This is a genomic window from Arthrobacter sp. RT-1 (assembly GCF_003367205.1).
Classification (GTDB): Bacteria; Actinomycetota; Actinomycetes; order Actinomycetales; family Micrococcaceae; genus Arthrobacter.
Genome location: NZ_QRGQ01000001.1, coordinates 34,307 through 54,718, shown reverse-complemented (window position 1 = coordinate 54,718; position 20,412 = coordinate 34,307). Strand labels below are relative to the sequence as shown.

At 63.0% G+C, this 20,412-nt stretch carries 19 protein-coding genes; 11 read left to right on the top strand and 8 right to left on the bottom strand.

Going from position 1 to position 20,412, the window contains the following annotated elements:
• Nucleotides 1–52: 52 nt before the first annotated feature.
• Both DXK94_RS00255 and DXK94_RS00250 read right to left on the bottom strand, forming a co-directional pair.
• Nucleotides 53–1,012 carry a D-glycerate dehydrogenase gene (locus DXK94_RS00255; protein ID WP_115523328.1) on the bottom strand — a complete coding sequence of 320 codons (960 nt, stop codon included), beginning with the start codon at nucleotides 1,010–1,012 and terminating at the stop codon, nucleotides 53–55.
• Nucleotides 1,009–2,208 carry a pyridoxal phosphate-dependent aminotransferase gene (locus DXK94_RS00250; RefSeq protein ID WP_115523327.1) on the bottom strand — a complete coding sequence of 400 codons (1,200 nt, stop codon included), beginning with the start codon at nucleotides 2,206–2,208 and terminating at the stop codon, nucleotides 1,009–1,011. The genes DXK94_RS00255 and DXK94_RS00250 overlap by 4 nt, the downstream gene beginning before the upstream one ends.
• 185 nt (nucleotides 2,209–2,393) lie before the next feature.
• Between DXK94_RS00250 and DXK94_RS00245 the strand changes: the two genes are divergently transcribed.
• On the top strand, nucleotides 2,394–3,185 hold the full coding sequence (locus DXK94_RS00245) for a PIG-L deacetylase family protein (RefSeq protein ID WP_115523326.1): 792 nt from the start codon (nucleotides 2,394–2,396) through the stop codon (nucleotides 3,183–3,185).
• A 75-nt stretch (nucleotides 3,186–3,260) separates the two neighbouring features.
• Here DXK94_RS00245 and DXK94_RS00240 read toward each other — a convergent pair whose 3' ends face one another.
• On the bottom strand, nucleotides 3,261–4,193 hold the full coding sequence (locus tag DXK94_RS00240) for a LysR family transcriptional regulator (RefSeq protein ID WP_115523325.1): 933 nt from the start codon (nucleotides 4,191–4,193) through the stop codon (nucleotides 3,261–3,263).
• A 156-nt stretch (nucleotides 4,194–4,349) separates the two neighbouring features.
• On the opposite strand from DXK94_RS00240, the gene DXK94_RS00235 reads away from it, so the two are divergent.
• The 3 genes from DXK94_RS00235 to fdhA all read left to right on the top strand — a co-directional run bounded on the left by DXK94_RS00235 (nucleotide 4,350) and on the right by fdhA (nucleotide 8,385).
• A complete protein-coding gene (locus tag DXK94_RS00235) occupies nucleotides 4,350–5,654 on the top strand; it encodes an SRPBCC family protein (RefSeq protein ID WP_079595942.1) in 1,305 nt (434 codons plus the stop codon).
• Nucleotides 5,651–7,045 carry a ferredoxin reductase gene (locus DXK94_RS00230; protein ID WP_115523324.1) on the top strand — a complete coding sequence of 465 codons (1,395 nt, stop codon included), beginning with the start codon at nucleotides 5,651–5,653 and terminating at the stop codon, nucleotides 7,043–7,045. Before DXK94_RS00235 ends, DXK94_RS00230 begins: the two co-directional genes overlap by 4 nt.
• A 119-nt stretch (nucleotides 7,046–7,164) precedes the next feature.
• Nucleotides 7,165–8,385 (top strand): formaldehyde dehydrogenase, glutathione-independent, encoded by a 1,221-nt coding sequence (fdhA, locus tag DXK94_RS00225; RefSeq protein ID WP_079595940.1) that lies wholly within the window; start codon nucleotides 7,165–7,167, stop codon nucleotides 8,383–8,385.
• 145 nt (nucleotides 8,386–8,530) lie between these two features.
• On the opposite strand, the gene DXK94_RS00220 is transcribed toward fdhA, so the two are convergent.
• Nucleotides 8,531–9,190, bottom strand: coding sequence for a hypothetical protein (locus DXK94_RS00220; protein WP_220272940.1), 660 nt, complete (start codon nucleotides 9,188–9,190; stop codon nucleotides 8,531–8,533).
• Between the two features lie 250 nt (nucleotides 9,191–9,440).
• Between DXK94_RS00220 and DXK94_RS00215 the strand changes: the two genes are divergently transcribed.
• A complete protein-coding gene (locus DXK94_RS00215; RefSeq protein ID WP_309544302.1) occupies nucleotides 9,441–9,971 on the top strand; it encodes a DM13 domain-containing protein in 531 nt (176 codons plus the stop codon).
• A gap of 227 nt (nucleotides 9,972–10,198) precedes the next feature.
• On the opposite strand, the gene DXK94_RS00210 is transcribed toward DXK94_RS00215, so the two are convergent.
• On the bottom strand, nucleotides 10,199–10,804 hold the full coding sequence (locus tag DXK94_RS00210; protein ID WP_115523323.1) for a carboxymuconolactone decarboxylase family protein: 606 nt from the start codon (nucleotides 10,802–10,804) through the stop codon (nucleotides 10,199–10,201).
• A gap of 944 nt (nucleotides 10,805–11,748) precedes the next feature.
• Between DXK94_RS00210 and DXK94_RS00205 the strand changes: the two genes are divergently transcribed.
• From DXK94_RS00205 to DXK94_RS00200, 3 genes are all read left to right on the top strand, one after another.
• Nucleotides 11,749–12,393, top strand: a complete 645-nt coding sequence (locus DXK94_RS00205; RefSeq protein ID WP_115523322.1) for a hypothetical protein — start codon at nucleotides 11,749–11,751, stop codon at nucleotides 12,391–12,393.
• Complete coding sequence (locus DXK94_RS21320; protein ID WP_181884696.1) at nucleotides 12,390–12,545, top strand: hypothetical protein; 156 nt, start codon at nucleotides 12,390–12,392, stop codon at nucleotides 12,543–12,545. Before DXK94_RS00205 ends, DXK94_RS21320 begins: the two co-directional genes overlap by 4 nt.
• Nucleotides 12,546–12,607: 62 nt before the next feature.
• A complete protein-coding gene (locus DXK94_RS00200; RefSeq protein WP_115523321.1) occupies nucleotides 12,608–13,648 on the top strand; it encodes an AAA family ATPase in 1,041 nt (346 codons plus the stop codon).
• A 119-nt stretch (nucleotides 13,649–13,767) separates the two neighbouring features.
• Here the strand turns inward: DXK94_RS00200 and DXK94_RS00195 are convergent, their stop codons facing one another.
• Nucleotides 13,768–14,367, bottom strand: coding sequence for a PadR family transcriptional regulator (locus tag DXK94_RS00195; protein WP_115523320.1), 600 nt, complete (start codon nucleotides 14,365–14,367; stop codon nucleotides 13,768–13,770).
• Between the two features lie 159 nt (nucleotides 14,368–14,526).
• Between DXK94_RS00195 and DXK94_RS00190 the strand changes: the two genes are divergently transcribed.
• From DXK94_RS00190 to DXK94_RS00180, 3 genes are all read left to right on the top strand, one after another.
• On the top strand, nucleotides 14,527–15,621 hold the full coding sequence (locus tag DXK94_RS00190) for an aromatic ring-hydroxylating dioxygenase subunit alpha (protein ID WP_115523319.1): 1,095 nt from the start codon (nucleotides 14,527–14,529) through the stop codon (nucleotides 15,619–15,621).
• A gap of 27 nt (nucleotides 15,622–15,648) precedes the next feature.
• A complete protein-coding gene (locus DXK94_RS00185; protein WP_115523318.1) occupies nucleotides 15,649–16,665 on the top strand; it encodes a PDR/VanB family oxidoreductase in 1,017 nt (338 codons plus the stop codon).
• Nucleotides 16,666–16,759: 94 nt separating this feature from the next.
• On the top strand, nucleotides 16,760–18,094 hold the full coding sequence (locus DXK94_RS00180) for an MFS transporter (protein ID WP_115523317.1): 1,335 nt from the start codon (nucleotides 16,760–16,762) through the stop codon (nucleotides 18,092–18,094).
• Nucleotides 18,095–18,284: 190 nt separating this feature from the next.
• On the opposite strand, the gene DXK94_RS00175 is transcribed toward DXK94_RS00180, so the two are convergent.
• Together DXK94_RS00175 and DXK94_RS00170 are read right to left on the bottom strand one after the other, a co-directional pair.
• Nucleotides 18,285–19,181 (bottom strand): sucrase ferredoxin, encoded by an 897-nt coding sequence (locus DXK94_RS00175; protein WP_181884695.1) that lies wholly within the window; start codon nucleotides 19,179–19,181, stop codon nucleotides 18,285–18,287.
• A gap of 22 nt (nucleotides 19,182–19,203) precedes the next feature.
• Nucleotides 19,204–20,409 carry a cupin domain-containing protein gene (locus tag DXK94_RS00170; protein WP_115523316.1) on the bottom strand — a complete coding sequence of 402 codons (1,206 nt, stop codon included), beginning with the start codon at nucleotides 20,407–20,409 and terminating at the stop codon, nucleotides 19,204–19,206.
• Nucleotides 20,410–20,412: the final 3 nt, after the last annotated feature.

The following is a 20,412-nucleotide window of genomic DNA, read 5'->3' as shown; positions in this document are numbered from 1 at the left end:
CAGGGGCCTTACTTGGCCGCGTTGTTGTGTCGCTCGGGGCAGCTGGTTTGTCCTAGGCGATAGGTGCAGGCGGCCGTTCACCTGAGAGCACGGCGAGGGCATTGTCGGCGGCAAGCATGGCCATTGCGGTTCGCGTCTCCACAGTGGCGGAGCCCAGGTGCGGCACGAGCACCACATTGTCGAGCTCGAGCAATCCTGGGTGCACGCTGGGCTCTTTTTCGAAAACGTCGAGCCCGGCGCCTGCAATCTGCCCGTCGCGAAGGGCAGCGACGAGTGCTGCTTCATCGACAATCGGGCCCCGCGCCGTATTGATGAGGTATGCCGAATCCTTCATCGCCGCAAATTGCCCCGCGCCGATCAGGTGATGGGTGGCAGGCCCGTAGGGGCAGTGCAGCGAGACGATGTCCGAGGTAGCCAGCAACTCATCGAGTTCGAGCCGCCGGGCGCCCAGCTCGGCTGCCACCCTTGGATCGATCTCACTGCGCGACTGGTAGACGATCTCCATGCCGAAGGCCTTGGCACGGCGTGCGGTGGCCTGGCCGATGCCGCCCATCCCGACGATGCCGAGGGTCTTGCCTTGCAGGCTGCTGCCGAGCAGGAAGAACATGCCCCACTTCCAGGCCTGGCCGGAGCGGATGAGCCGTTCCCCCTCGCCCAGCCGACGCGTTGCCGAGAGGATGAGGCCAAACGCGATGTCGGCGGTGGCCTCCGTGAGCACGCCCGGCGTGTTGGTGGCCACGATGCCCCGTGCGGTGCAGGCCGGCACGTCGATGTTGTCATAACCGACGGCGACGTTCGCGACCACTTTGAGCTGCGGGCCCGCAGCGTCCAGCAGCTCAGCGTCGATGCGTTCGGTGAGCAGGCTCAGCACGGCATCGGCCCCGGCTACCCGGCGCAGGAGCTCCTCGCGGCCAATGGACTCCGGGCCGGACCAGGCATCGACGTCGTGCTCTGCGCGCAGCTTCTCGAGTGCGGTTTCGGGTACACGTCCCGTAACGACCACCCGGCTCATGCGGTCTCGATCCACTTGCGGAGGCGTCCGAGGCCGTCGCGGATATCGGCGACGTCAATGCCCGAGTAGGCGAGCCGGATGTACTGCCGCTCTTCACCGGGCTGGCGGCGGCCGAAGTGCTCGCGGGTGCAGAAGGAGACGCCGGTCTCGTACAGGGCTGCTGAGGCGAAATCGCCCACTGCCGTGTAACCCATGCGCTGCATGGCGTCGGTAACGTCAGGGAACAGGTAGAACGTGGACTGCGGGACAGCGACATGCACGCCGGTAATGTCGTTCACGAGTTCGCAGGCGGCATCCCTGCGCCCTCGCAGGATGTCGAGCATCTCCCGTACAGGCTCCTGGGTGCCCCGGAGCGCTTCGATGCCGGCCCATTGCACGTAGTGCGTGGTGCACGACTCGTCGTTGGTGTTGAGTGTGCTGAGGATTTTGGCAATCTGGATCGGGGCGACGGCGCAGCCCAGGCGGGATCCGGTCATGGCGAACTTCTTGCTGAAGGTGTAGAGGATCACGGTGCGCTCGGCCATGCCGGGAAGCGACGCGATGGAGCTCGAGACACCCTCATAGCGCGTCTCGAAGTACGCCTCATCGGAGAGGACCCAGAGGTCGTGCTCCTGCGCGAGCTGCGCGATTGCCTCCCGCTCCGCACTCGTCGACTCGGCCGAGATGGGGTTCTGCAGGTCGTTGTAGATGATTGCGACAGTGTTCGGGGTGATCGATGCACGCACCTGGTCGAGGTCGATGGCGAAGCCCTGGCTTGTGGGCACGTAGCGGTACGGCACGGCCGTGCCGCCGAGGTATTCGATTTGCGATTCGTAGATCGGAAAGCCGGGGTTGGGATAGAGCACTTCCTGGCCGGGGTTCATGACCGCCTGCAGGAACTTGGTGATGACGGGTTTGCCGCCCGTCATCACCACGACGTTGTCGGGTGAGAACTGGATTCCCCGGCGGGCGCCAATATCCTCGGCGAGGGCTTCGCGAAGCTGCGGGATGCCGGGGCCGGGGCAGTAACCCGTATGGCCGTCGGCGATGGCCCGGTTCATTGCTTCAACGATATGCGGGGCCGTGGGGATGTTGATGTCCCCAAGATGGAAGGGGAACACGGGATTACCCTTCGCCTTCCAGGCGGCCGCGGCTTGGGCGACGCTGAAGGCAGTTTCGGTGCCCAGACGTTCGAGCCGGTGCGCGAGTTGCTGCATGCTGTTCCACTCCTCATTGAGTTGACGATCCATCTTTCGCAGATGCAGCCCTAGTATAGGACTCATATATCAATAGCTGAAAAAAGATATAAGAGCAACGCCTTCCGTTGGTAAGGCGGCAGGTCGTCGTCGAGCACATCTTGGCAGTCTGTATTTCTGGATCCGCGGGGTTTAGCCTCTGTCCTATGGACGAAGCCCGTTCACTGGCCGTTGTGGTTGCGCATCCCGACGATGATGCCTATGGTTGCGCGGGCTCCATTGCCCTGCACGAGAACGACCCCGGGTTCCGGTTCTGCCTGGTCCTTGCGACCGACGGCGGGGCCGGGCAGATCGCAGAGGGCGTCCCCACTACGCCGCAGGAGCTGGGCACTTGGCGGCGAAAGGAAAGCGTCAATGCCTGGCGGGCCCACGGCACCATTCCGGACCGGCACGAATGGCTGGACTACGACGACGGGCACGTCCCGGAAGTGGATTTCGAGGAGCTGGTTAGGAGGATCCTGGCCATCCTGCTCCAGGAGCGCCCGCAGGTAGTGGCGACTTTCGGGCCCGACGGGATCACAGGGCACCGCGACCACATCGCAATAGGCAGGGCCACGGACGAAGCCTTCACACGGGCACGCCAGGTTCCGGGCCCTGGATTGAAACGGCTCGTTCACGGCGCCCTGCGCGCGTCCACCTTTGAACGCTGGAACCAGAGGCGGCAACAACAGGGCCTGGAGCCTTGGGACCCTGCCCGTGAGTACCATCTGCGCCCGGTTCCGGATGAGTGGATCGACATTGACGTGGACACGAGTACGGTGGCGCACCGGATCGTCGCGGGCCTTTTGGAGCACAAATCCCAGCGACATGTCATTGTCGACCCCGGCGTGAACGAGCGCCGGTGGGCCAGAATCGTTTCCCGGGAGTCTTCGATCATCGCGTGGCCGGCCAGGCTGCCGAACAGTCCGCTGCTGACCGACCTGTTTGAGGGACTCTGAGCTGCCCCTCAACGTCCCGCCTTTATTGCGGGTGGACCTGCCTGCCCGTCAGCAACTAACCGTGACCGTGCTGCTTCAGTGATCGTCTTCGGGCCGTGCCGTGAGGATCCGATGGGCCCTGTCCTGAAGAATGCCGAGCGATTCCTGGATCAGGGGCGATGCGATGCTGCCGCTGCGCACCGCAGCGACAATCCGGCGCGCAGGCTTCCCCTTGCCTGTAATGCGCAGTCGAACCACGTTTTCGGCGCTGCGCAGGGGCGCCAGCCGCGGCAGCAGGCCTACGCCCAGCCCGGCACCAACGAAGGCGATCTGGGTTTCCCATTCAACGGCCTCATGGGCAATACGGGGCGTCACCCCGACTGCCGTGAACGCCGCGGTGAACAGGGAATGGTAGGTGGATCCGGCTGCCTCGGTGATCCAGGGTTCAGACGCCAGCTCTTCGAGCGTCACCGTTTCCCGCGATGCCAGCGGATGGTCGGAGGGAATGATCACGTCCAGGGGGTCATCAAGCAGAACGGTCTGCTCGAAGCGGGGATCGTCCTCAACATAGGTGTGGGACTGCATGGCAACGATGACCGCGAGATCGATTCGCTCGGCAACCAACAAGTCGAAACAGCGGTCCGGGTCGGCTTCCAGAACCTGCACCTCCAGCAGGGGGCGTGTTGAGCGCAAGGCAGCGGCCAAGGGCGCGAGTAACTGGGCGGCCGCCGTCGAGAATCCGCCGAGGCCAAAACGGGACTGCACCTGGTCGCCTGCCTCCATGGCAGCAGCCCGCAGGCTCTCCCATTCAGCAACAAGGGCGTCCGAGCCCTTCACCAGAAAGCGGCCCGTGGCGGTCAGCCGCACACCCCGGCCGTCCTTCGTCAGCAGCTGCATTCCAAGGACGCGCTGGAGCTCCCGCAGTTGTGCGGAGACGGCGGAAGGAGAGTAACCCAAGAGCTCTGCGGTGGCGCCGACAGTGCCGCATCGGGCAAACACCCGAAGTGTTGTGAGGCGTGGATCGATCATGCACCCATTGTGCACTGTTATCTCCGGAATCTTGCGCTTTTATTGCAGCCCAGTCAGCCCTAATCTCGTGGAACAACGACTTTTGGCAACGGTTGCACCACGCATCCGCGGTCTCGACAGATCTCACAAGTACCCACGCCTCCCGGGAGGAAACCCATGACTGCTCCAGTGCACCTGCCCCTCAATTCACGCGGAAAACTCGCCTCATCATTGCCTGCTGAGCAGCTGGCGGAAATCACCGAGTTGTTCGCTTTCCGGCGCGCAGGGTATTCCCTCGATGCACCCTTCTACACCGATTCCACGATTTTCAAAATCGACATGGAAGCCATTTTTGGCCAGCACTGGATTTTTGCCGCCAGCATTGCCGAACTCCCGGAGCCGGGCGACTACGTCACCGTCGACTATGGTCCCTACTCCCTGATCGTGCTGCGCAACGACGACGGCGGCGTGAACGTCCTGCACAACGTATGCCGCCACCGCGGCGCCCGCGTCCTGACCGAGACTGCGGGGTCAACAGGAAACCTGGTCTGCGGCTACCACTCCTGGACGTACTCCCCCGAGGGCAATCTGATCCACGCCTCGGCACCCGGGGAAACGAAATTCGACAAGAGCTGCTTCGGCCTCAAGCGCGCCCACAGCCGCGAGGTTGCCGGACTCATCTTCGTCTGCATTGCGGACGAGCCGCCGGCCGACTTTGACGAAACTTCTAAGATCTTCGAGCCTTACCTTGCTCCCCACGATCTGTCGAAGACGAAAATCGCCTACCAGCAGAACATCGTTGAGGAAGGCAACTGGAAGCTCGTCATGGAGAACAACCGTGAGTGCTACCACTGCGACGGCCACCCCGAGCTCGCCTGTTCCCTCTTTCCCACCTGGGGCCTGACGGAGGGCCTGATCCCGGCCCATCTCGAGGAAGTGTGGGACCGCAACAAGGAAGCACAGTCCTCGCTCGAGGAGCGTTGCCGCCGCTATGGCCTCCCCTACGAGGTGGTCGAGGAGCTTGACACGCGCATCGCAGGAATCCGCATCTCACGGGAATCGCTGGACGGCGAAGGGGAATCGTTCTCGCCCGACGGGCGCCGGCTTTCCAAGAAGCTGCTCGGTGACTTGCGGGACTTCCGCCTTGGCCGCTGCTCGATGCACCTGCAGCCCAACAGCTGGTTCCACTTCCTGGGAGACCACGTCATCACCTTCGGCGTCTTCCCCATCAACGAACACCAGACCCTCGTGCGCACCACTTGGCTGGTAGCTGACGACGCCGAGGAAGGCGTCGACTACGACCTGGACAAACTCACCTACACCTGGAAGCAGACCAATCTGCAGGACAAGGCGTTCGTGGAGCTGTGCCAGACGGGCGCCGGAAGCCCCGCCTACGAGCCCGGCCCTTACATGAAGAGCGAGTACCAGGTGGAGGCCTTCATCAACTGGTACGTGCAGCGCGTGCAGGAGCACTTGGCATGATTGAACTCCTCACTGAGACGGCAACCCAGGAACCACAGCGCATCCGCGGTCTTGAGATGCCGTGGAACAGGGTCATGGGCAGCACCGAAGGACCCGCCAGTGCCGCCCGCGCCTTGGGCCCCTGGCATCCGCAGGAGTTCATGGCCGAATGTGTCGAGACCGTGCCCGAGGCCGGCGGCATGATGACCTTCGTATTCCGCCGCTGCGACGGTGCGCCGCTGGCGTTCCGTCCGGGCCAGTACGTGAACGTCGCATTTCCCGTAAACGGCGAGGACCAGGACCCGGCGGACCGCAGCTACTCGCTGTCCAGTTCACCCACCCAACCGTGGACCTTCGACATCACCGTCAAATGTGATCCCACGGGACTGGTCTCACCATGGGTGCACGAGAACGTCAAACCCGGCACCGTCCTCGAGATGCTGGGACCGGTCGGGGCATTCCACCTGCCCGACGCCGACCGGCGGGCACGGTACCTCCTGCTGGCAGCCGGCGCAGGTATCACTCCCATCATGTCGATGGTGCGGACCATTCACTCCCTGCCCGGACAGGCCGACGTCGTGGTCCTTTACCACGGAGCGGAGGCCGGAGGCTTTGCCTTCCACAAGGAGCTGGCCTACATCGCCTCCGTGGACTCGCGGATCAAGGTCTTCTACTCCCTGGGTGACCGCAGCAAACCCGAGGGCTGGGAAGGGCTCAGTGGAAGGCTGACGGCGGCCATGCTCGACGAGGTGGCCCCCGATGCCAACGGCCGCCAGGTCTATGCCTGCGGCCCGGAAGGCTACCTGAATACTGCCACCGAGCTCCTGCAAAAGGTGGGCGTCGACGACACCTCCATCTACATGGAATTCTTCTCTGGAGACCGCCAGACGCTCCTCGAATACCAGGCGGAGCTCGCGCTTGCAGTAGATATTGCGGAGGAAATCGCCGAGGAAATCGCCGATTCCGCCGAGGACTACTATGAAAGCCAGCCCGCCGCGTTCGGGCTCTACGAGCCCGGCTACGACGCCGAGGGAACCCTGAAGGCCACGGGGCTGCCGCTGGAAACCGTGGACCCGGACACGCCTTCTCCCGACGCGCGGCCCGAGGCCGCGACCCCAGATGCCTCCAGCTTCGACACAGTCGGAACGGGAAGCCTCACCCTGTCCTTCATGCGCACCGGCATTAACGTACGCATCGACCCCGCCGAGCACATCCTCGAGGCGGCACAACGGGCCGGTGTCAGAATCGGCGCGAACTGCAAGGAAGGCATGTGCGGCTCCTGCAAGGTCGTCAAGCTTTCCGGGGACGTTGAGATGAACCACCAGGGCGGCATCCGGGCACGGGAAATCGCTGCAGGCAAGTTCCTGCCCTGCTGCTCCACCGCGAAGACTGACATGGTAATCGACGCCTAGCCGGTTCCAGCTTCGCTAGGAACTTCCTTCACCAAAACCGACGACAAACTACCTCACGGACAGTCTGCTGCAAGCAGAATCACGTGAGGGTTCGATACACAACCCATAGGAGCCATCCATTGTCAGGTAACAAAGCCGTTGCGTACAAGGAACCGGGAATCGTGGAAATCATCGACACTCCGTATCCCACCTTCGAACTGCAGGCCGGCCCTGGCGTTAATCCCGTCAATGTCGGCCGGAAGGTCCCCCACGGCGTCATACTGCGCACCGTGAGCACCAACATCTGTGGCTCCGACCAGCACATGGTTCGTGGCCGCACCACCGCCCCGGCCGGCCTCGTCCTGGGGCACGAGATTACCGGGGAAGTCATCGAGACCGGGCCCGACGTCGAGTTCATCAAGGTCGGGGACATCGTTTCTGTCCCCTTCAACATCTCCTGCGGGCGCTGCCGCAACTGCAAGGAGCGCAAGACCGGGATCTGCCTGAACGTGAACCCGGACCGTCCCGGGTCCGCCTACGGCTACGTTGACATGGGCGGATGGGTCGGCGGCCAGGCCGAATACGTCCTGGTCCCGTACGCAGACTGGAACCTTCTGAAGTTCCCGGACCGCGATCAGGCCCTGGAGAAGATCATGGACCTGACCATGCTCTCGGACATCCTCCCCACCGGTTTCCACGGGGCTGTCACGGCAGGTGTCGGCGTCGGGTCCACCGTTTACGTTGCCGGCGCCGGTCCAGTGGGGCTTGCCGCGGCGGCAAGTGCCCAACTGCTGGGGGCCGCGGTGGTCATCGTGGGGGATCTCAATGAGGATCGCCTGGCCCAGGCGCGTTCCTTTGGCTGCGAAACCGTCAACGTGGCCAACGGTGACCCGGCTGACCAAATTGAGCAGCTGCTCGGCGTCCGGGAAGTCGATGCCGGCATCGACGCAGTAGGTTTCGAGGCCCGCGGTCACGGACACGGCGCCGGGGCCCAGGAGGCACCGGCCACCGTGCTCAATTCGCTGATGGACCTCACCGCCGCCGGCGGCTCCGTCGGCATTCCCGGCCTGTACGTCACCGGGGATCCGGGTGCCGTGGACGAGGCGGCCCAGAAGGGCAGCCTGTCCCTGTCCCTTGGCACCGGCTGGGCAAAATCCCTGTCCTTCGCGACCGGCCAGTGCCCGGTCATGAAGTACAACCGGCAGCTGATGATGGCGATCCTGCATGACAGGATCCAGATCGCCAAGGCGGTCAACGCCACGGCCATCAAGCTCGAGGATGCTCCGCAGGGGTATGCGGAATTCGATGCCGGAGCCGCTACAAAGTATGTCCTGGACCCGAACGGCTACCTCAGCAACTAAGTCCCAGGCAAGGCAGGGTTCCCTGCAGGCAGGCCAGAGCGGTTGGTGCACCACCCAGATAGTGGAGGTGGTGCACCAACCGCGTTGTCTTTAAACCTCTCCCGTTGTCACGTCGGAGTGGAGGCGAAATTAGTAAGTTCGTGCGTTAGATGACTTCCGCGCGTGCTGGTGCCGGCTGCGCGGTTACTACCTGCGTATTCGGATCGTGCTCCATCAACGGCCTTCCGGCCACGATCACTGTCGCCCGCTCCCATGGCCGGTCTTGAAGCAGGAAGGGAATTTCCTGTTCTTCCCACTCCCTGTGCAGCTCTTCTTCTTCCTGCCCATCTCGAGCCCTGAGGCGGCGTCGGGCTTCAAGGTTGTCACACTGCACCCAGATCGAAGCGTCAATGAGGTCCGTCAGCGCCTGGCGGGATGATCCGCTCCCCTCCACCCACACCACGGAACGCCCGGCGGGTAGAGCTATTGCACCCGGTCGCTCACGGGCCACCCAGCCCGGCGGACGATAATGGACTTCCTCGCCCCTATGCAGGGGTTCGAGGACACCGGTACGGAGCTCATCGGCCCAGTCAAAAAATGAGAGATGCCACGCTACATCGTCCGTGTGAACGACGGCTGAGGCCGGCACTTGAGCCAGTAAACGATCAACCAAGCTGGTCTTCCCTGCCCCGCTCCTTCCATCAACCGCCACAATCCAGGGGCGGTCCGCGCGTTGTCCCGCCGCCGGCAGCAGCCGCCGCACCAAGCCTTCCAGCGCTTCGGCTCGCCACGGCCCCGCAGCGGGTTCGCCAACTTCCGGTTTCATATCCAATGATTACTTCGCCCCCAATATCGGATCCGCCCAAAGCCGCCTAGTCTCGAGTTTCGAGAATCGCCTCGCTTAGCGCAAGCTCTTTTCGAGGTCTGAGGACTGCCGGTGCACTTCGATACGCCCAGGAAAGGGAACTTGTGCATAGGAGTACTGGCCGGCCAGGAGCCATCCAGCCATTTCGGTGAATGAAGGCACTGCCGTTCCAGCGAGTCAGGTAGGGTGCCTAGGACAAGAATCAGGGGGGATGATGAAACGGATCGCAGTTGCGGTGCTGGCTGGAATTCTTGCCGCGGGACTCACTGGCTGTACGTATGCCGACCCCGGGCAAGAGCAAGAAGTCCGGCAAGCCGAGTCCCCCGCGACTCCTAGCACTCCCTCAGCTAGGTCCAAGACGTTGGTGGGGACATTTCAGTCCCAGGCTGTCGCTACCACTGGTACAGCCACCATCGAGGTAAACGAGTCCGGCGCAATCCTGCAGCTCGAGAATATGGCGACGGGCCCCGGCGATGATCTCCGCGTCATGCTAAGTCCCGGTACTCTGACTCCCGGTGCCGGCGGGGTGTCTGTGTTGTCATCGACCAAAATGCTGGAGGTCGGCCCGTTCCGAGCTGGCGCCACCCAGCGCTTTGTGATGGACCCCCAGGCGTGGGACACCATGCCGGAGCCGGTCTTGAGCGTGGTGATTTACAACTATGCCACCAAGACCGCGTACGGCACTGCCGACCTCAGCGCCCCTTTGAGTTCCCCGCGTGCGACATCTGTAAACAAGGGCTAAGTTCAATTTGAACCATGCCCACTGAGCCTGTAGATGCCGGCCGCTTCTCCCCCTCCCGTGCTGATTGTCGTGATTGTCCAGCCAGATACGTCGACTTCATGCGCTGCCTTCGTCGCCTTTTGGACGAGGCGGCTAATCGTTTGTTGTTCGAGAGCCGGAGTCTTCATGACTGCCCTCCGCCGTATTGATTGAGGCGTCAGTTCGGCAACATGCGTGCCTAGATCCTTCTACGTGATGCTGCCGAGTCCAGGCACTTTCAGCGGGAACAGGGGGGTCAGTAGCGCACTCTTCAGCTCTTCGCTCATCTCCCTTGGAACGTCGAGGTCAACTGCCATAGCCAGGACCGACCGGCTGATGAAGTTTCGTGCAGCGGCCGCCATGGTGATGTCCACAATTTCACGGTCGCTGTAGCCCAAGTCCCGGAGCCGCTGCGTGTCCGCGTCCGTCATGGCGGCCGCGTCCGTGCAGAGTTCAACTGCATAGTCCATCATTGCTACTTCCGCCTCGGACAGACCGGCATCGTGAAAGTCTCTTGCGATGGCAAGCAGTTCCTCTTCACTCATGATGCTGAGCGTCTTTTTCCCGTGGGCCAACCTGCAGTGTGATGAGCCGATGGCTTGAGCTGCGGCCAAGGTCACCAGTTCGTACCTACGTAGCCCTAAGGAGCTGCTGATGGCCTTGGTGAGCGACTCCCATGCCAGAAAGGCCTCCGGGTTCAAGCTCATGGCCTTTGTGTGGCTCGGCACGTAGCCGAGTGACCGGCGATCGTCGTCGTAAATTTGAGCGGTGAGGCCTGTTGCTTCAGCTTCAGTGGTCATTCTTAAGATGGTCATGGGATCTCCTCCATTTTGAAGGCCGCGGCGAGCAGCCGGTGCCACCCTCTCCCAGAACGGAGGCCCTGATTCTGACTCATTGTGATCCCCGGCTCAGCCGGATGTAAACAGTTCCGATCCCCCTGTTTGCATACCTCCAGCAGCTAGTGATGGAACGCGACCGGCGCCGACGTCCACGGGCCAAGGTAGTTGGGCTCCGTGACAGGAAGCCTCATGGAGGCGCACTCTGTAGGTTGGCTGAGTGGCGCTACCCTCCCGCTGTCGGACCTATCCACGCGCTGTAGTTGCCTCCTGTTCCTCCCCCGCCGCTGTCGTCGTCCTTGCCACATCTGCGACAGCGTTTATATACGCCCCCGTCTTCGGCATGCTCAATGTGCCAATCGTGCCGAATGTTCAGCTTGCACAACAGGGCCTGGATCATGGCATCCTCCTCGCATCGCAGCTCTCTGTACCTGGGATGATGGACCCACATGGGGCTTGCGGAGCCTACGCTCAGCGAGATAGCGCCTAGTAGTAGTCGTGAGTGTGTGGATGTTCAGGGTGGTCCCCATTAGCGAGCCTCCCCGACCACCGGGCACTGTGGGAATCTTCCTTCCCGCAGTAGCTGCATTGGCGGCGATACTCGCCGTCGTTCATTCGGGCCAGCCAGTGATGGCCGATTCCCCATCTGCAAAGCAGTTTCCGGATCATGGTGATGTCTTTTCTGGGGCTTGCCCAGCTGTGATTTGGCTGGCCGCACAACGTGGCCATAAGGCTAATCATGGCCTTACGGAAGCACCAGGTGAAGAGGCGATCAGTAAGGCTGTGACCAGCCTGCGCCTACCCGGGAAGGGTGAAAAAGCTTGCCAGAGCTAGACTGAGCCGGGTAAGGACGGATTGGGGGATCCAGGCGGCTCACGCCGTCGTCCCGCTGGTCGGTCGCCGCCAGCGAACCAAGGATGTCCATGACCGTCTTCAATGACCTGCCCATACCCGAAGAACCACGCCGCGGCAGGACCGTCAGGTACGTTTCCCCGGCTTGGGCTGGTGCACCAGCCCATGAGCTGCCGGCAGTTGTTCATATCGGGCAGTTCCTGCATCGCAGCCGCAGCTTTGTACTCGCCGTCGAGCTCGCAAAGGTCTATTCGACCGGCTGCTCCCTCGATCTGACATGGACGCTCCGACGGGCTGAGGAAGACGATGAAGCCTGGGCCCAGCTGAATGGGGCATTCTTCGGTCACCCTCACAGCATGCAGGCCATAGAACGACGTCCCTTCGCAGCCCTGCTCTTCGGTGTCCAATTGGCCGACGGGACCAAGGCCCGGGCCGATTCAATGCTGCACTCCCGCTATCCTCCGGGAACTGCGAAGCAGCCCGACCCGCCGATCCTCATCCTGCGAGGCAACGGTGGCAACGGAGGCGACGACGAGATGGCCGGCAAGGGCACCCTGTGGCTTTGGCCGTTGCCGCCGGACGGGGACCTCCGGCTGGTGGCCCAATGGGCAGAGCTAGGAGTTGATGAAACTTCGATCACGATCGACGGCGGCCAGCTCCGGGCGGCCGCATCAGGCGCCCAAAAATACTGGCCGGCGGAGGGCGAACAAGGGTGAGAGCCCTCGACAGCTTTGTCCTGACCGTGGTCATCTCGGGGGTCTTCTTCTACGTCCTCTACGGCGTCATCCGCGCCGCCGTCCGCGACGGCATCCTGCAGGCCGATGAGCGGCGGCTCACGCACGAGGAGGAGGCCAAGGCTGAACCATGACTCCCAGGCTACTGGTGAGGCCAACCCCACGTGGGTCGGGAATCTAGTACTACAGTTGATGCATGGCTCCCAGCCGCCATCCTCTTGACGACCTGCGCGAAACCATCGGCCATCTGGCCGATCAGCTCAAGCTGCCCAGTTCGGAGCGCGTCGACGACCTGGTCGGCGATCTCATCGGCGCGAGGCCCGGGCCGGCCCGGCCGCTGTCCGAAGTGCAGGCCGAGCTCGACGCGCTGGTCGGACTGGAAACCGTGAAGGAACAGGTGCGGGCCCTCGTGGCACTGCTCCAGGTCCAGGCCCGCCGTAAGGCGCACGGCCTGCCGGAGGTGGCCACATCACAGCATCTGGTGTTCCTCGGAAACCCGGGCACGGGCAAAACCACGGTGGCGCGGCTCCTGGCCGAGATGTACCGCGCGGTCGGACTGCTGCAGAAAGGCCACCTGGTCGAAGTCGACCGTTCCGGGCTGGTGGGGCAGTACGTCGGCGCGACCGCCATCAAGACGGACCGGGTGATCCGGCGTGCCCTGGACGGCGTCCTGTTCATCGACGAGGCCTACGCGCTGGCACCGGAGGACGGCCGGATGGACTTCGGCCCGGAGGCGATCGAGGTCCTGCTGAAGCGGATGGAGGACCACCGCCACCGCCTGGTCGTGATCGTGGCCGGGTACCCGCGGCTGATGGAGTCCTTCCTGCTCTCGAACCCCGGGCTCCGCTCCCGGTTCGCCCGCGAGATCACGTTCCCCGACTACTCCGTCGACGCACTTCAGACGATCTTCCACCAGATGCTGGCCCAGCACGAGTACATGCTGGAGCCGGGTGCCGACCAAATGCTGCGCCGCATCCTCACCGGGCTCCACGCGGGCGAAGACTCCGGCAACGCACGGTTCGCCCGCACACTGTTCGAGCAGGCGCTCAACCGCCAGGCACTGCGGCTGTCGCTCGATGAGGAACAAAGTCTCGACGCGCTCGATCGTGAAGCCGTCATGACGCTTACCGCGGACGACATCGTCCAGGCCGCGCTGGCCTTGGGCGAGGAACCGGAGCCGGAGCCGGAACCGACGCCGGAACCGGTCCAGTCACGTTGGTGGCGCTGGCTGGCCTGACCCTTCCGCTGCACCGGTTCCGGAGGCGCTGAACACCATGTCCAAGGGCGCCGGACCCTCGAAGTATCCCTGGCGTCACAGAGTGGACCGGGAAGGAAAGCGTTGTCAGCGAAGTCTAGTCAGCTATCCTCCCCTACGGGTCCCGAGAGTGCATCGATGAGTTTGAGTCCCCGTTTGCCCCACTCGATCTCCGTCTCCGCCCGGGCAATCAGGCCTTCATACGTGAAGACCTTGTATTCAACAGTCCGCTGGCGGTCAGCCTCAGCAGTGGCAGCCAAGCGTTTGCTCAACATCTCGTTTGTTCCTGCCCGCAACTGGTCGATCATCTCCGCCCATTGATCGCGGCGCATCGTGTGATAGTCAATGTGGGCCTGCATATGCTCCCGTGCCGCCTTGGGTTCAGCCCACTCCAGGTAGGCAGCCTTAAGGTGCACGGGGTCGCGCTCACGGGAATACTCCACCGGCTCACGCATCCATGCCCGGAACGCGGCCCGCCCTTCTTCAGTGATGCGGTACTGCGTCTTCTTTCCCCGGGGGCCCCACGACACCTCCTCCGCTTGCAGCAGACCTTCCTTGGCCATCTTCCGCAGCTCAGGATAGATCTGCGAATCAGGCGCATGCCAGACGAAGGCAACCGAAGACTCGAATCGTTTTGCCAGGTCGTAACCGGTCATTGGCTCGACGGAAAGCAAAGCCAAAAGCGCGTAACGCAAACTCACAGTAGGTTCCCTTCAAGGTCTTGCTAATAACTATATCGATAGATAGTCTGTGACCCAAGCCACCAACTATGGACATAGATAGTTGCGGCGTTCCCCAAAGAATCTTCGTTCGCCTGGCATGCGTAAGACACGTCCGCCGGCACCGGAAAGAGGTCAAAGATGACTGTGCTCCAGTCCAATAGTTCCACCACCGCTAAAGTCCTCGGCCACCCGCTGAATGCGTGGTACGTCGCTGCTTGGGACCACGAGGTCACCCGCAAACCCATGGCCCGCACGATTGCTGACCGGCCGCTCGCGCTTTACCGCACAGAGGACGGCAAGGCCGTTGCTCTCGCGGACGCGTGCTGGCACCGTCTGGCGCCATTGTCCATGGGGAAAACAGTTGGCAAGGACGGCATCCAGTGTCCGTACCACGGCATCGTCTACAACTCTGCCGGCCGCTGCGCGTCCATGCCGGCGCAGGAGACCATCAATCCCTCAGCCACTGTCCCCTCCTTCCCCGTCGTGGAACGCCATCGGTTTGTGTGGGTGTGGCTGGGGGACCCGACCCAGGCCGACCCCGATCTTGTCCCCGACATGCATCAGATGGACAGCCAGGAATGGGCCGGCGACGGGGAGACCATTTTCGCTCCCTGCAATTACCAGTTGGTCCTGGACAACCTGATGGACCTTACGCATGAAGAATTCGTTCACGCCTCCAGCATCGGCCAAGACGAGCTCAGTGAATCCGACTTCGTGGTCACGCACGATGACCGAACAGTCACCGTGTCCCGGTGGATGCTCAACATCGACGCCCCTCCGTTCTGGCTCAAGAACATGCGGGACAAGTTCCCCGGGTTCGAAGGCAAAGTGGACCGCTGGCAGATTATCCGCTTCGAGGCGCCCTCTACTATCCGCATTGACGTCGGCGTCGCCAAAGCCGGCACCGGCGCGCCCGACGGCGACCGCAGCCAAGGTGTCAACGGCTACGTCATGAACACGATCAGCCCGGAAACTGCCAAGACCTGCCACTACTTCTGGGCCTTCATGCGCAACTATCGGCTGGACAGCCAGCTCATCACCACCCAACTTCGCAACGGCGTGCACGGCGTGTTCGGGGAGGACGAGGCGATGTTGAAGGCCCAGCAGGAAGCCATCGACGCCAATCCCGATTACGAGTTTTACAACCTGAACATCGACGCCGGCGGCATGTGGGTCCGTCGGCTGATCGAGCGCATGCTCCAGGCAGAGGGCCGCCTGGCAGCGGCCCTCTGAACAGCCAAGGACTCAAGGAAAAAGACTATGGCAGCAACCAACAACGAAGTCTGGCAGTCCGCAACGGTGGTGGCCATCTCGGACGTGGCCGTGGGCATCCGGCGCATTGAACTGGAACCGTCAGCACCGAAGCATGCAGAGCCCGGATCCCACATCGACCTCCTGGCCACTATCGACGGCGGGCAGGAGAAACGCTCCTACTCAATAGTGGAATCCAAGGACCTCGGGAAGACCTTGGTCATCAGCGTCTTCAAGGCACCCGTTTCGCGGGGCGGATCTGTCTACATGCACACGCTCAAGCCGGGTGACACACTCCGCATCACGCAGCCCCTGCAAAACTTCCCGCTGCGGGTCGGGGCAGAGCGGTACGTTCTGTTGGCCGGCGGCATCGGCATCACCGCGATCATGAACATGGCGGCGGTACTTCGCAACGTCAAGGCCGACTACACCCTGGTCTACGCGGGGCGGACCCGCGCTGCTATGGCCTATCTGCAGGACCTGCAGAAGATCCACGGGGCCCGGCTGCAGGTCCACGTCGACGACGAGGGAAGCAGCTTGGACGTGAACGCCTTGGTGGGGGGAATCGACCCGGGCACCGAACTCTACATGTGCGGACCTATCCGGCTGATGGATGCAGTCCGCCGCAGCTGGACCGAGCGCGAACTGGTGCTGCCCGACTTGCGCTACGAGACGTTCGGAAACTCCGGCTGGTACGACCCGGAGGAGTTCCTCGTCCGCATTCCACGGCTTGGCATCGAAGCAAAAGTCGGGCAGGGCCGCTCCATGCTCGAAGCACTCGAGGACGCCGGCGTGGACATGATGTTCGACTGCCGCAAGGGCGAGTGCGGCCTGTGCGAGGTGCGCATCCTGAACTTGGACGGCGCCGCCGTCGACCACCGCGACGTTTTCTACAGCGAACGGCAGCAACACGCTGCAGAAAAGATGTGCTGCTGCGTTTCACGGGCCGTCAGCTCCCCCACAGGTTCCCGTACAGACGCCAATTCTTCTGCCACCCCTGCCGTTGTCACCATCGACGTGTCCTAGACACACTCTGATCTCCCCATCAGGGCTGCGCACCTCGTGCAGCCACAACAGCTAAAGCTCCCGAGGGAGCCTCCTAGGTTTCAAGGAAGACGCCATGGATCTGCGTGAACGCATCAACAACTCAAAAATGTCGCCATACCAGTGGGCCATCATCGGCCTGTGTGTCCTGCTCAATGCTCTCGATGGCTTTGACGTACTCGCAATGGCCTTCACCGCGAACGGCGTCACCAAAGAGTTTGGTCTTACCGGCTCCGAACTAGGCGTCCTGCTCAGCGCGGGGCTCGTGGGTATGGCCATTGGTTCCCTTTGCCTCGCACCACTGGCTGACATCGTCGGACGGCGCCCGATGATCATCGCCTCAGTGGGCGCGGCAGGTGCCGGCATGCTGCTGGCAGCAACGGCGAACAACATGGCACAGCTGGGCATCTGGCGTTTCCTGACAGGACTGGGTGTTGGTTGCATCCTTGCCTGCACCAACGTCATTGCCAGCGAATACTCCTCCAAAAAACGCCGGGGATTGACCATCAGCATCTACACGGCCGGATACGGCATCGGAGCGACGCTTGGAGGCGCCGCAGCAGTTTCCCTCCAAAGCCAATACGGCTGGCGCTCCGTCTTTGTTTTCGGCGGCATCTGCACGCTCAGTATCCTGGCCGTCCTGCTGTTCCTCCTGCCCGAATCCGTTGACTTCCTCGTAACGAAGCGGCCCCGCAACGTCCTGGACCGCCTCAACCGGATCGCACGCAAGACCGGTCATCCCGAAGTCGACGCCCTCCAAAACGCCCAAACCGTCGTCAAGGCAAAAACCAACCCCATTTCCGACCTGCTGACCCCCGCCAACCGGCGTTCCACCCTTCTTCTCTGGGTAGCGTTTTTCACCACCATGTTTGGTTTCTACTTCGTCAACAGCTGGACCCCGCGTCTCCTGGTCACCGCAGGCATGACGGAAAGCCAAGGCATTACCGGAGGCCTGATGCTGACCCTGGGCGGCATCTTTGGCTCGGTCCTCTACGGCGTCCTCGCCACCAAGTGGAACAGCAAGATGGTCCTCGTGGCCTTCACGGTGCTCTCCGCCGTCATGATCGTCGTCTTCATCTCTTCCGCGTCAGTGATCCTGCTCGCCCTGGGTGCAGGGGTCCTCGTCGGGATGCTGATCAACGGCTGCATCGCCGGGCTCTACACGCTTGCTCCTGCCCTCTACCCCGCATCGGTCCGCAGCACGGGCGTCGGATGGGGTATCGGCATCGGACGAATCGGAGCCATCATTGCCCCGCTGATCACCGGCGCCCTCCTCGATGCATCCTGGTCCGCCGTACAGCTCTACCTCGCCGTCGGTGTCGTCGTACTCATCAGCGCCGCCGCCGTCGGAATGATCCGGTCCAAAGAACCCGTCAAGAGCGCCCCCGTTGAGGAGCTCACCGAAGTCTGAGCATGGTCGACTGCCGTGCCCTCACTTCAGGGGGCGCGGCAGTTCATCGTTGTGCCGAACGCGCTTTTCGCTCGGCGCTACCAGCCGTTGTGGCTTCGCAGCGCACCACGAGCGAGGCCTGGGTCGCCGCGACGAGCGCAGCCATCGTCGACTTCCCCAGCAACGAAACCGCCTTCGGCAAACCCGGCCTTTAGACTGCGCGGATCGAAATGAGCTCGTAGACCGTGGCCGAGCTCATCGCCGGCCCGCGGCAGGTCAGTTGGCGCGGCGGGGCGGGCTGGGCCTGCAGTTCGACGTCGACACGCGCCGGGTGCGGCGGTCGGCCGGTGATGCGGATCCGCCAGTGATCGCCGTCGCGGGAGGTCTCGACAACCCTGTAGTCATTCCGGCCGGCCGGGCCGAAACGTCCGAGCGTGGCCGCGACAGCGGCCTGCTGTGCTGGGAAGAGATCAGTATAACCGCGCAAATATTCGGCGTGGATACGGCCGGCGAGGTGTTCTTCGATCGTGGCGACGGACGACTCAGCGTCCAGATTCCCGTAGTACACACCGTCGGGCACGAAAACGACATTGCCTGCGAACCTGTCACCGCCTACATGCGAGCATTCCCACACCAGCTCCGGCCACCGCTCACTCAGCGCACGTCCCACGGGCCGTCCCCATACGGCACAGCATTGGTCATGTTGACTGTGGGTGCAGACCAGGATGACGGGCGGATGGCCGAGCGTTCCGGGGAGGCTGAGGGCTGTGGCAATCTCCGCGAGATCCTCATCCTTGTCCCACGTTCCCCATCGCTGACGATACTCGCCCGATTCCTGATGGTGCAGTACTGCCCAATGGCTCTGCCCCTCACGGCGGCGGGGGCCGGGGCGTCTCACCAGCAGCACCCGCGCCCGCGCCGCTTTCGCGGCGGAGAGCACAATAGCTTTGGTCTCAGGCTCGAGATCAAGCCCTTCGAAGCCATTCAGAGGCCACCCGCCACGGTACTCGATGAGGACCCAGACGACGCCATGCGACGCTGTGCCTGCAATCGGATCGCTGCGCAACCGGGCGCTTTCAGAGCAGAAGAAGCGCTCCGTGGCCGCCACTGCGGCGAACTCACTGTCTGGGTCACTGTTCAACGGGAACGAGGACCCCCGCGCGCAACAGCCTTTCAACAAGTCCGACGCCGAGATCACCCGCGCTGTGGACCTCGCCGTCCAGCGCGCACATCACAGACGGCAAATCGGCTTCCGGGAAGTCGAGCCAACCCACGCGCGTGGTCAGGCGCAATCCCTCCAGCCGTGCTTCCAGTGCATCGCGAAGCCGCACCGCAGACTTGGGGCTTAAGCCTTCGACGGCCGCGAGCTGGGCCAGCGGTCCCAGCGGCGCGGGGCGTCCCTGTCCTCGCCGGGTGCGGTGGAACAATGCAGTGGTATCAGCCTCAGCGAGGGCAGCCGCCAGTCGCCCACGGACGACGTCGATCTCCCTGTTTGGCCCGTTCACGCCCAAGGGCAATGTACGGCGCATCTCGGGATCGTTGCACAACGCTGCGAGCGCGGCCTGTGCGAGCTGTTCGGCCAATGCGTAGCGGGTCCAGCTGTGGATTCCAAGCGTGAGGTGGATGGAGACCTCGCCCTGCGCCTGGGCAGCATGCAACCAGCCACGCGGCAGGTAGAGGACATCCCCGGGCTCCAGCACCGTATCGATATAGGCCTCCCCTTTCGCTGCCTCGGCCACGGTGGACCGGCGATCAGTCCAGGGTTGGTCACGCAGCGGGTCCGTGTAAACCGGCTCGTGAATGATCCAGCGCTTTGTACCTTCGATCTGCAGAACGAAGACGTCGTGCACGTCATAGTGATCGTCGAAACCCCGGTTTTGAGGCGGCGTGATGTAGGCATTGGCCTGCACCGGATGTCCGAGCTCGGTGCTCAGCCTGCTGCTGAAGTCCGATACAGGTTCCCATGTGCGGTGCAGTGCCTGCAGCACGAGCGTGGCACCGTCCGCGAATTTGCGCCACAGCGCTGTGTCGTCCAGCTGGTCAGAGATAGTGGCGCCGACGCCGGCGGGTGCGGTGAATGATGAGTCGGGAAATGTCGTGCCGCCCTTGGCGACGCGGAGAAAGGGTGTGCGCAGTCCACGGCGCGAGACCAGTTCGTCGACGGCCGCGGCAGAGAACAGATCGGCGAAGTCGCTTGCGCCACGGGTGAGCAGGGCTGTGCGCCCCCAAACGTCGTCGGCGAACCTTCTACGGCCAATCTCAATCAGGCGTGTCTCCAGGACCCCGCCGCTTTCCAAGGCGTCGGGGTCCTGAAAGTCCGTACGGGTGGTGCTCAAGAT

Excerpts from the sequence above, each read along its gene's own strand:
- DXK94_RS00230 (WP_115523324.1), top strand. The coding sequence starts at position 5,651 with ATGATTGAACTCCTCACTGAGACGGCAACCCAGGAACCACAGCGCATC.
- DXK94_RS00255 (WP_115523328.1), bottom strand. The coding sequence starts at position 1,012 with ATGAGCCGGGTGGTCGTTACGGGACGTGTACCCGAAACCGCACTCGAG.
- DXK94_RS00200 (WP_115523321.1), top strand. The coding sequence starts at position 12,608 with ATGGCTCCCAGCCGCCATCCTCTTGACGACCTGCGCGAAACCATCGGC.
- DXK94_RS00205 (WP_115523322.1), top strand. The coding sequence starts at position 11,749 with ATGACCGTCTTCAATGACCTGCCCATACCCGAAGAACCACGCCGCGGC.
- DXK94_RS00185 (WP_115523318.1), top strand. The coding sequence starts at position 15,649 with ATGGCAGCAACCAACAACGAAGTCTGGCAGTCCGCAACGGTGGTGGCC.
- DXK94_RS00245 (WP_115523326.1), top strand. The coding sequence starts at position 2,394 with ATGGACGAAGCCCGTTCACTGGCCGTTGTGGTTGCGCATCCCGACGAT.
- DXK94_RS00250 (WP_115523327.1), bottom strand. The coding sequence starts at position 2,208 with ATGCAGCAACTCGCGCACCGGCTCGAACGTCTGGGCACCGAAACTGCC.
- DXK94_RS00215 (WP_309544302.1), top strand. The coding sequence starts at position 9,441 with ATGATGAAACGGATCGCAGTTGCGGTGCTGGCTGGAATTCTTGCCGCG.
- DXK94_RS00220 (WP_220272940.1), bottom strand. The coding sequence starts at position 9,190 with ATGAAACCGGAAGTTGGCGAACCCGCTGCGGGGCCGTGGCGAGCCGAA.
- DXK94_RS00240 (WP_115523325.1), bottom strand. The coding sequence starts at position 4,193 with ATGATCGATCCACGCCTCACAACACTTCGGGTGTTTGCCCGATGCGGC.
- DXK94_RS00235 (WP_079595942.1), top strand. The coding sequence starts at position 4,350 with ATGACTGCTCCAGTGCACCTGCCCCTCAATTCACGCGGAAAACTCGCC.
- DXK94_RS00190 (WP_115523319.1), top strand. The coding sequence starts at position 14,527 with ATGACTGTGCTCCAGTCCAATAGTTCCACCACCGCTAAAGTCCTCGGC.
- DXK94_RS00210 (WP_115523323.1), bottom strand. The coding sequence starts at position 10,804 with ATGACCATCTTAAGAATGACCACTGAAGCTGAAGCAACAGGCCTCACC.
- DXK94_RS00180 (WP_115523317.1), top strand. The coding sequence starts at position 16,760 with ATGGATCTGCGTGAACGCATCAACAACTCAAAAATGTCGCCATACCAG.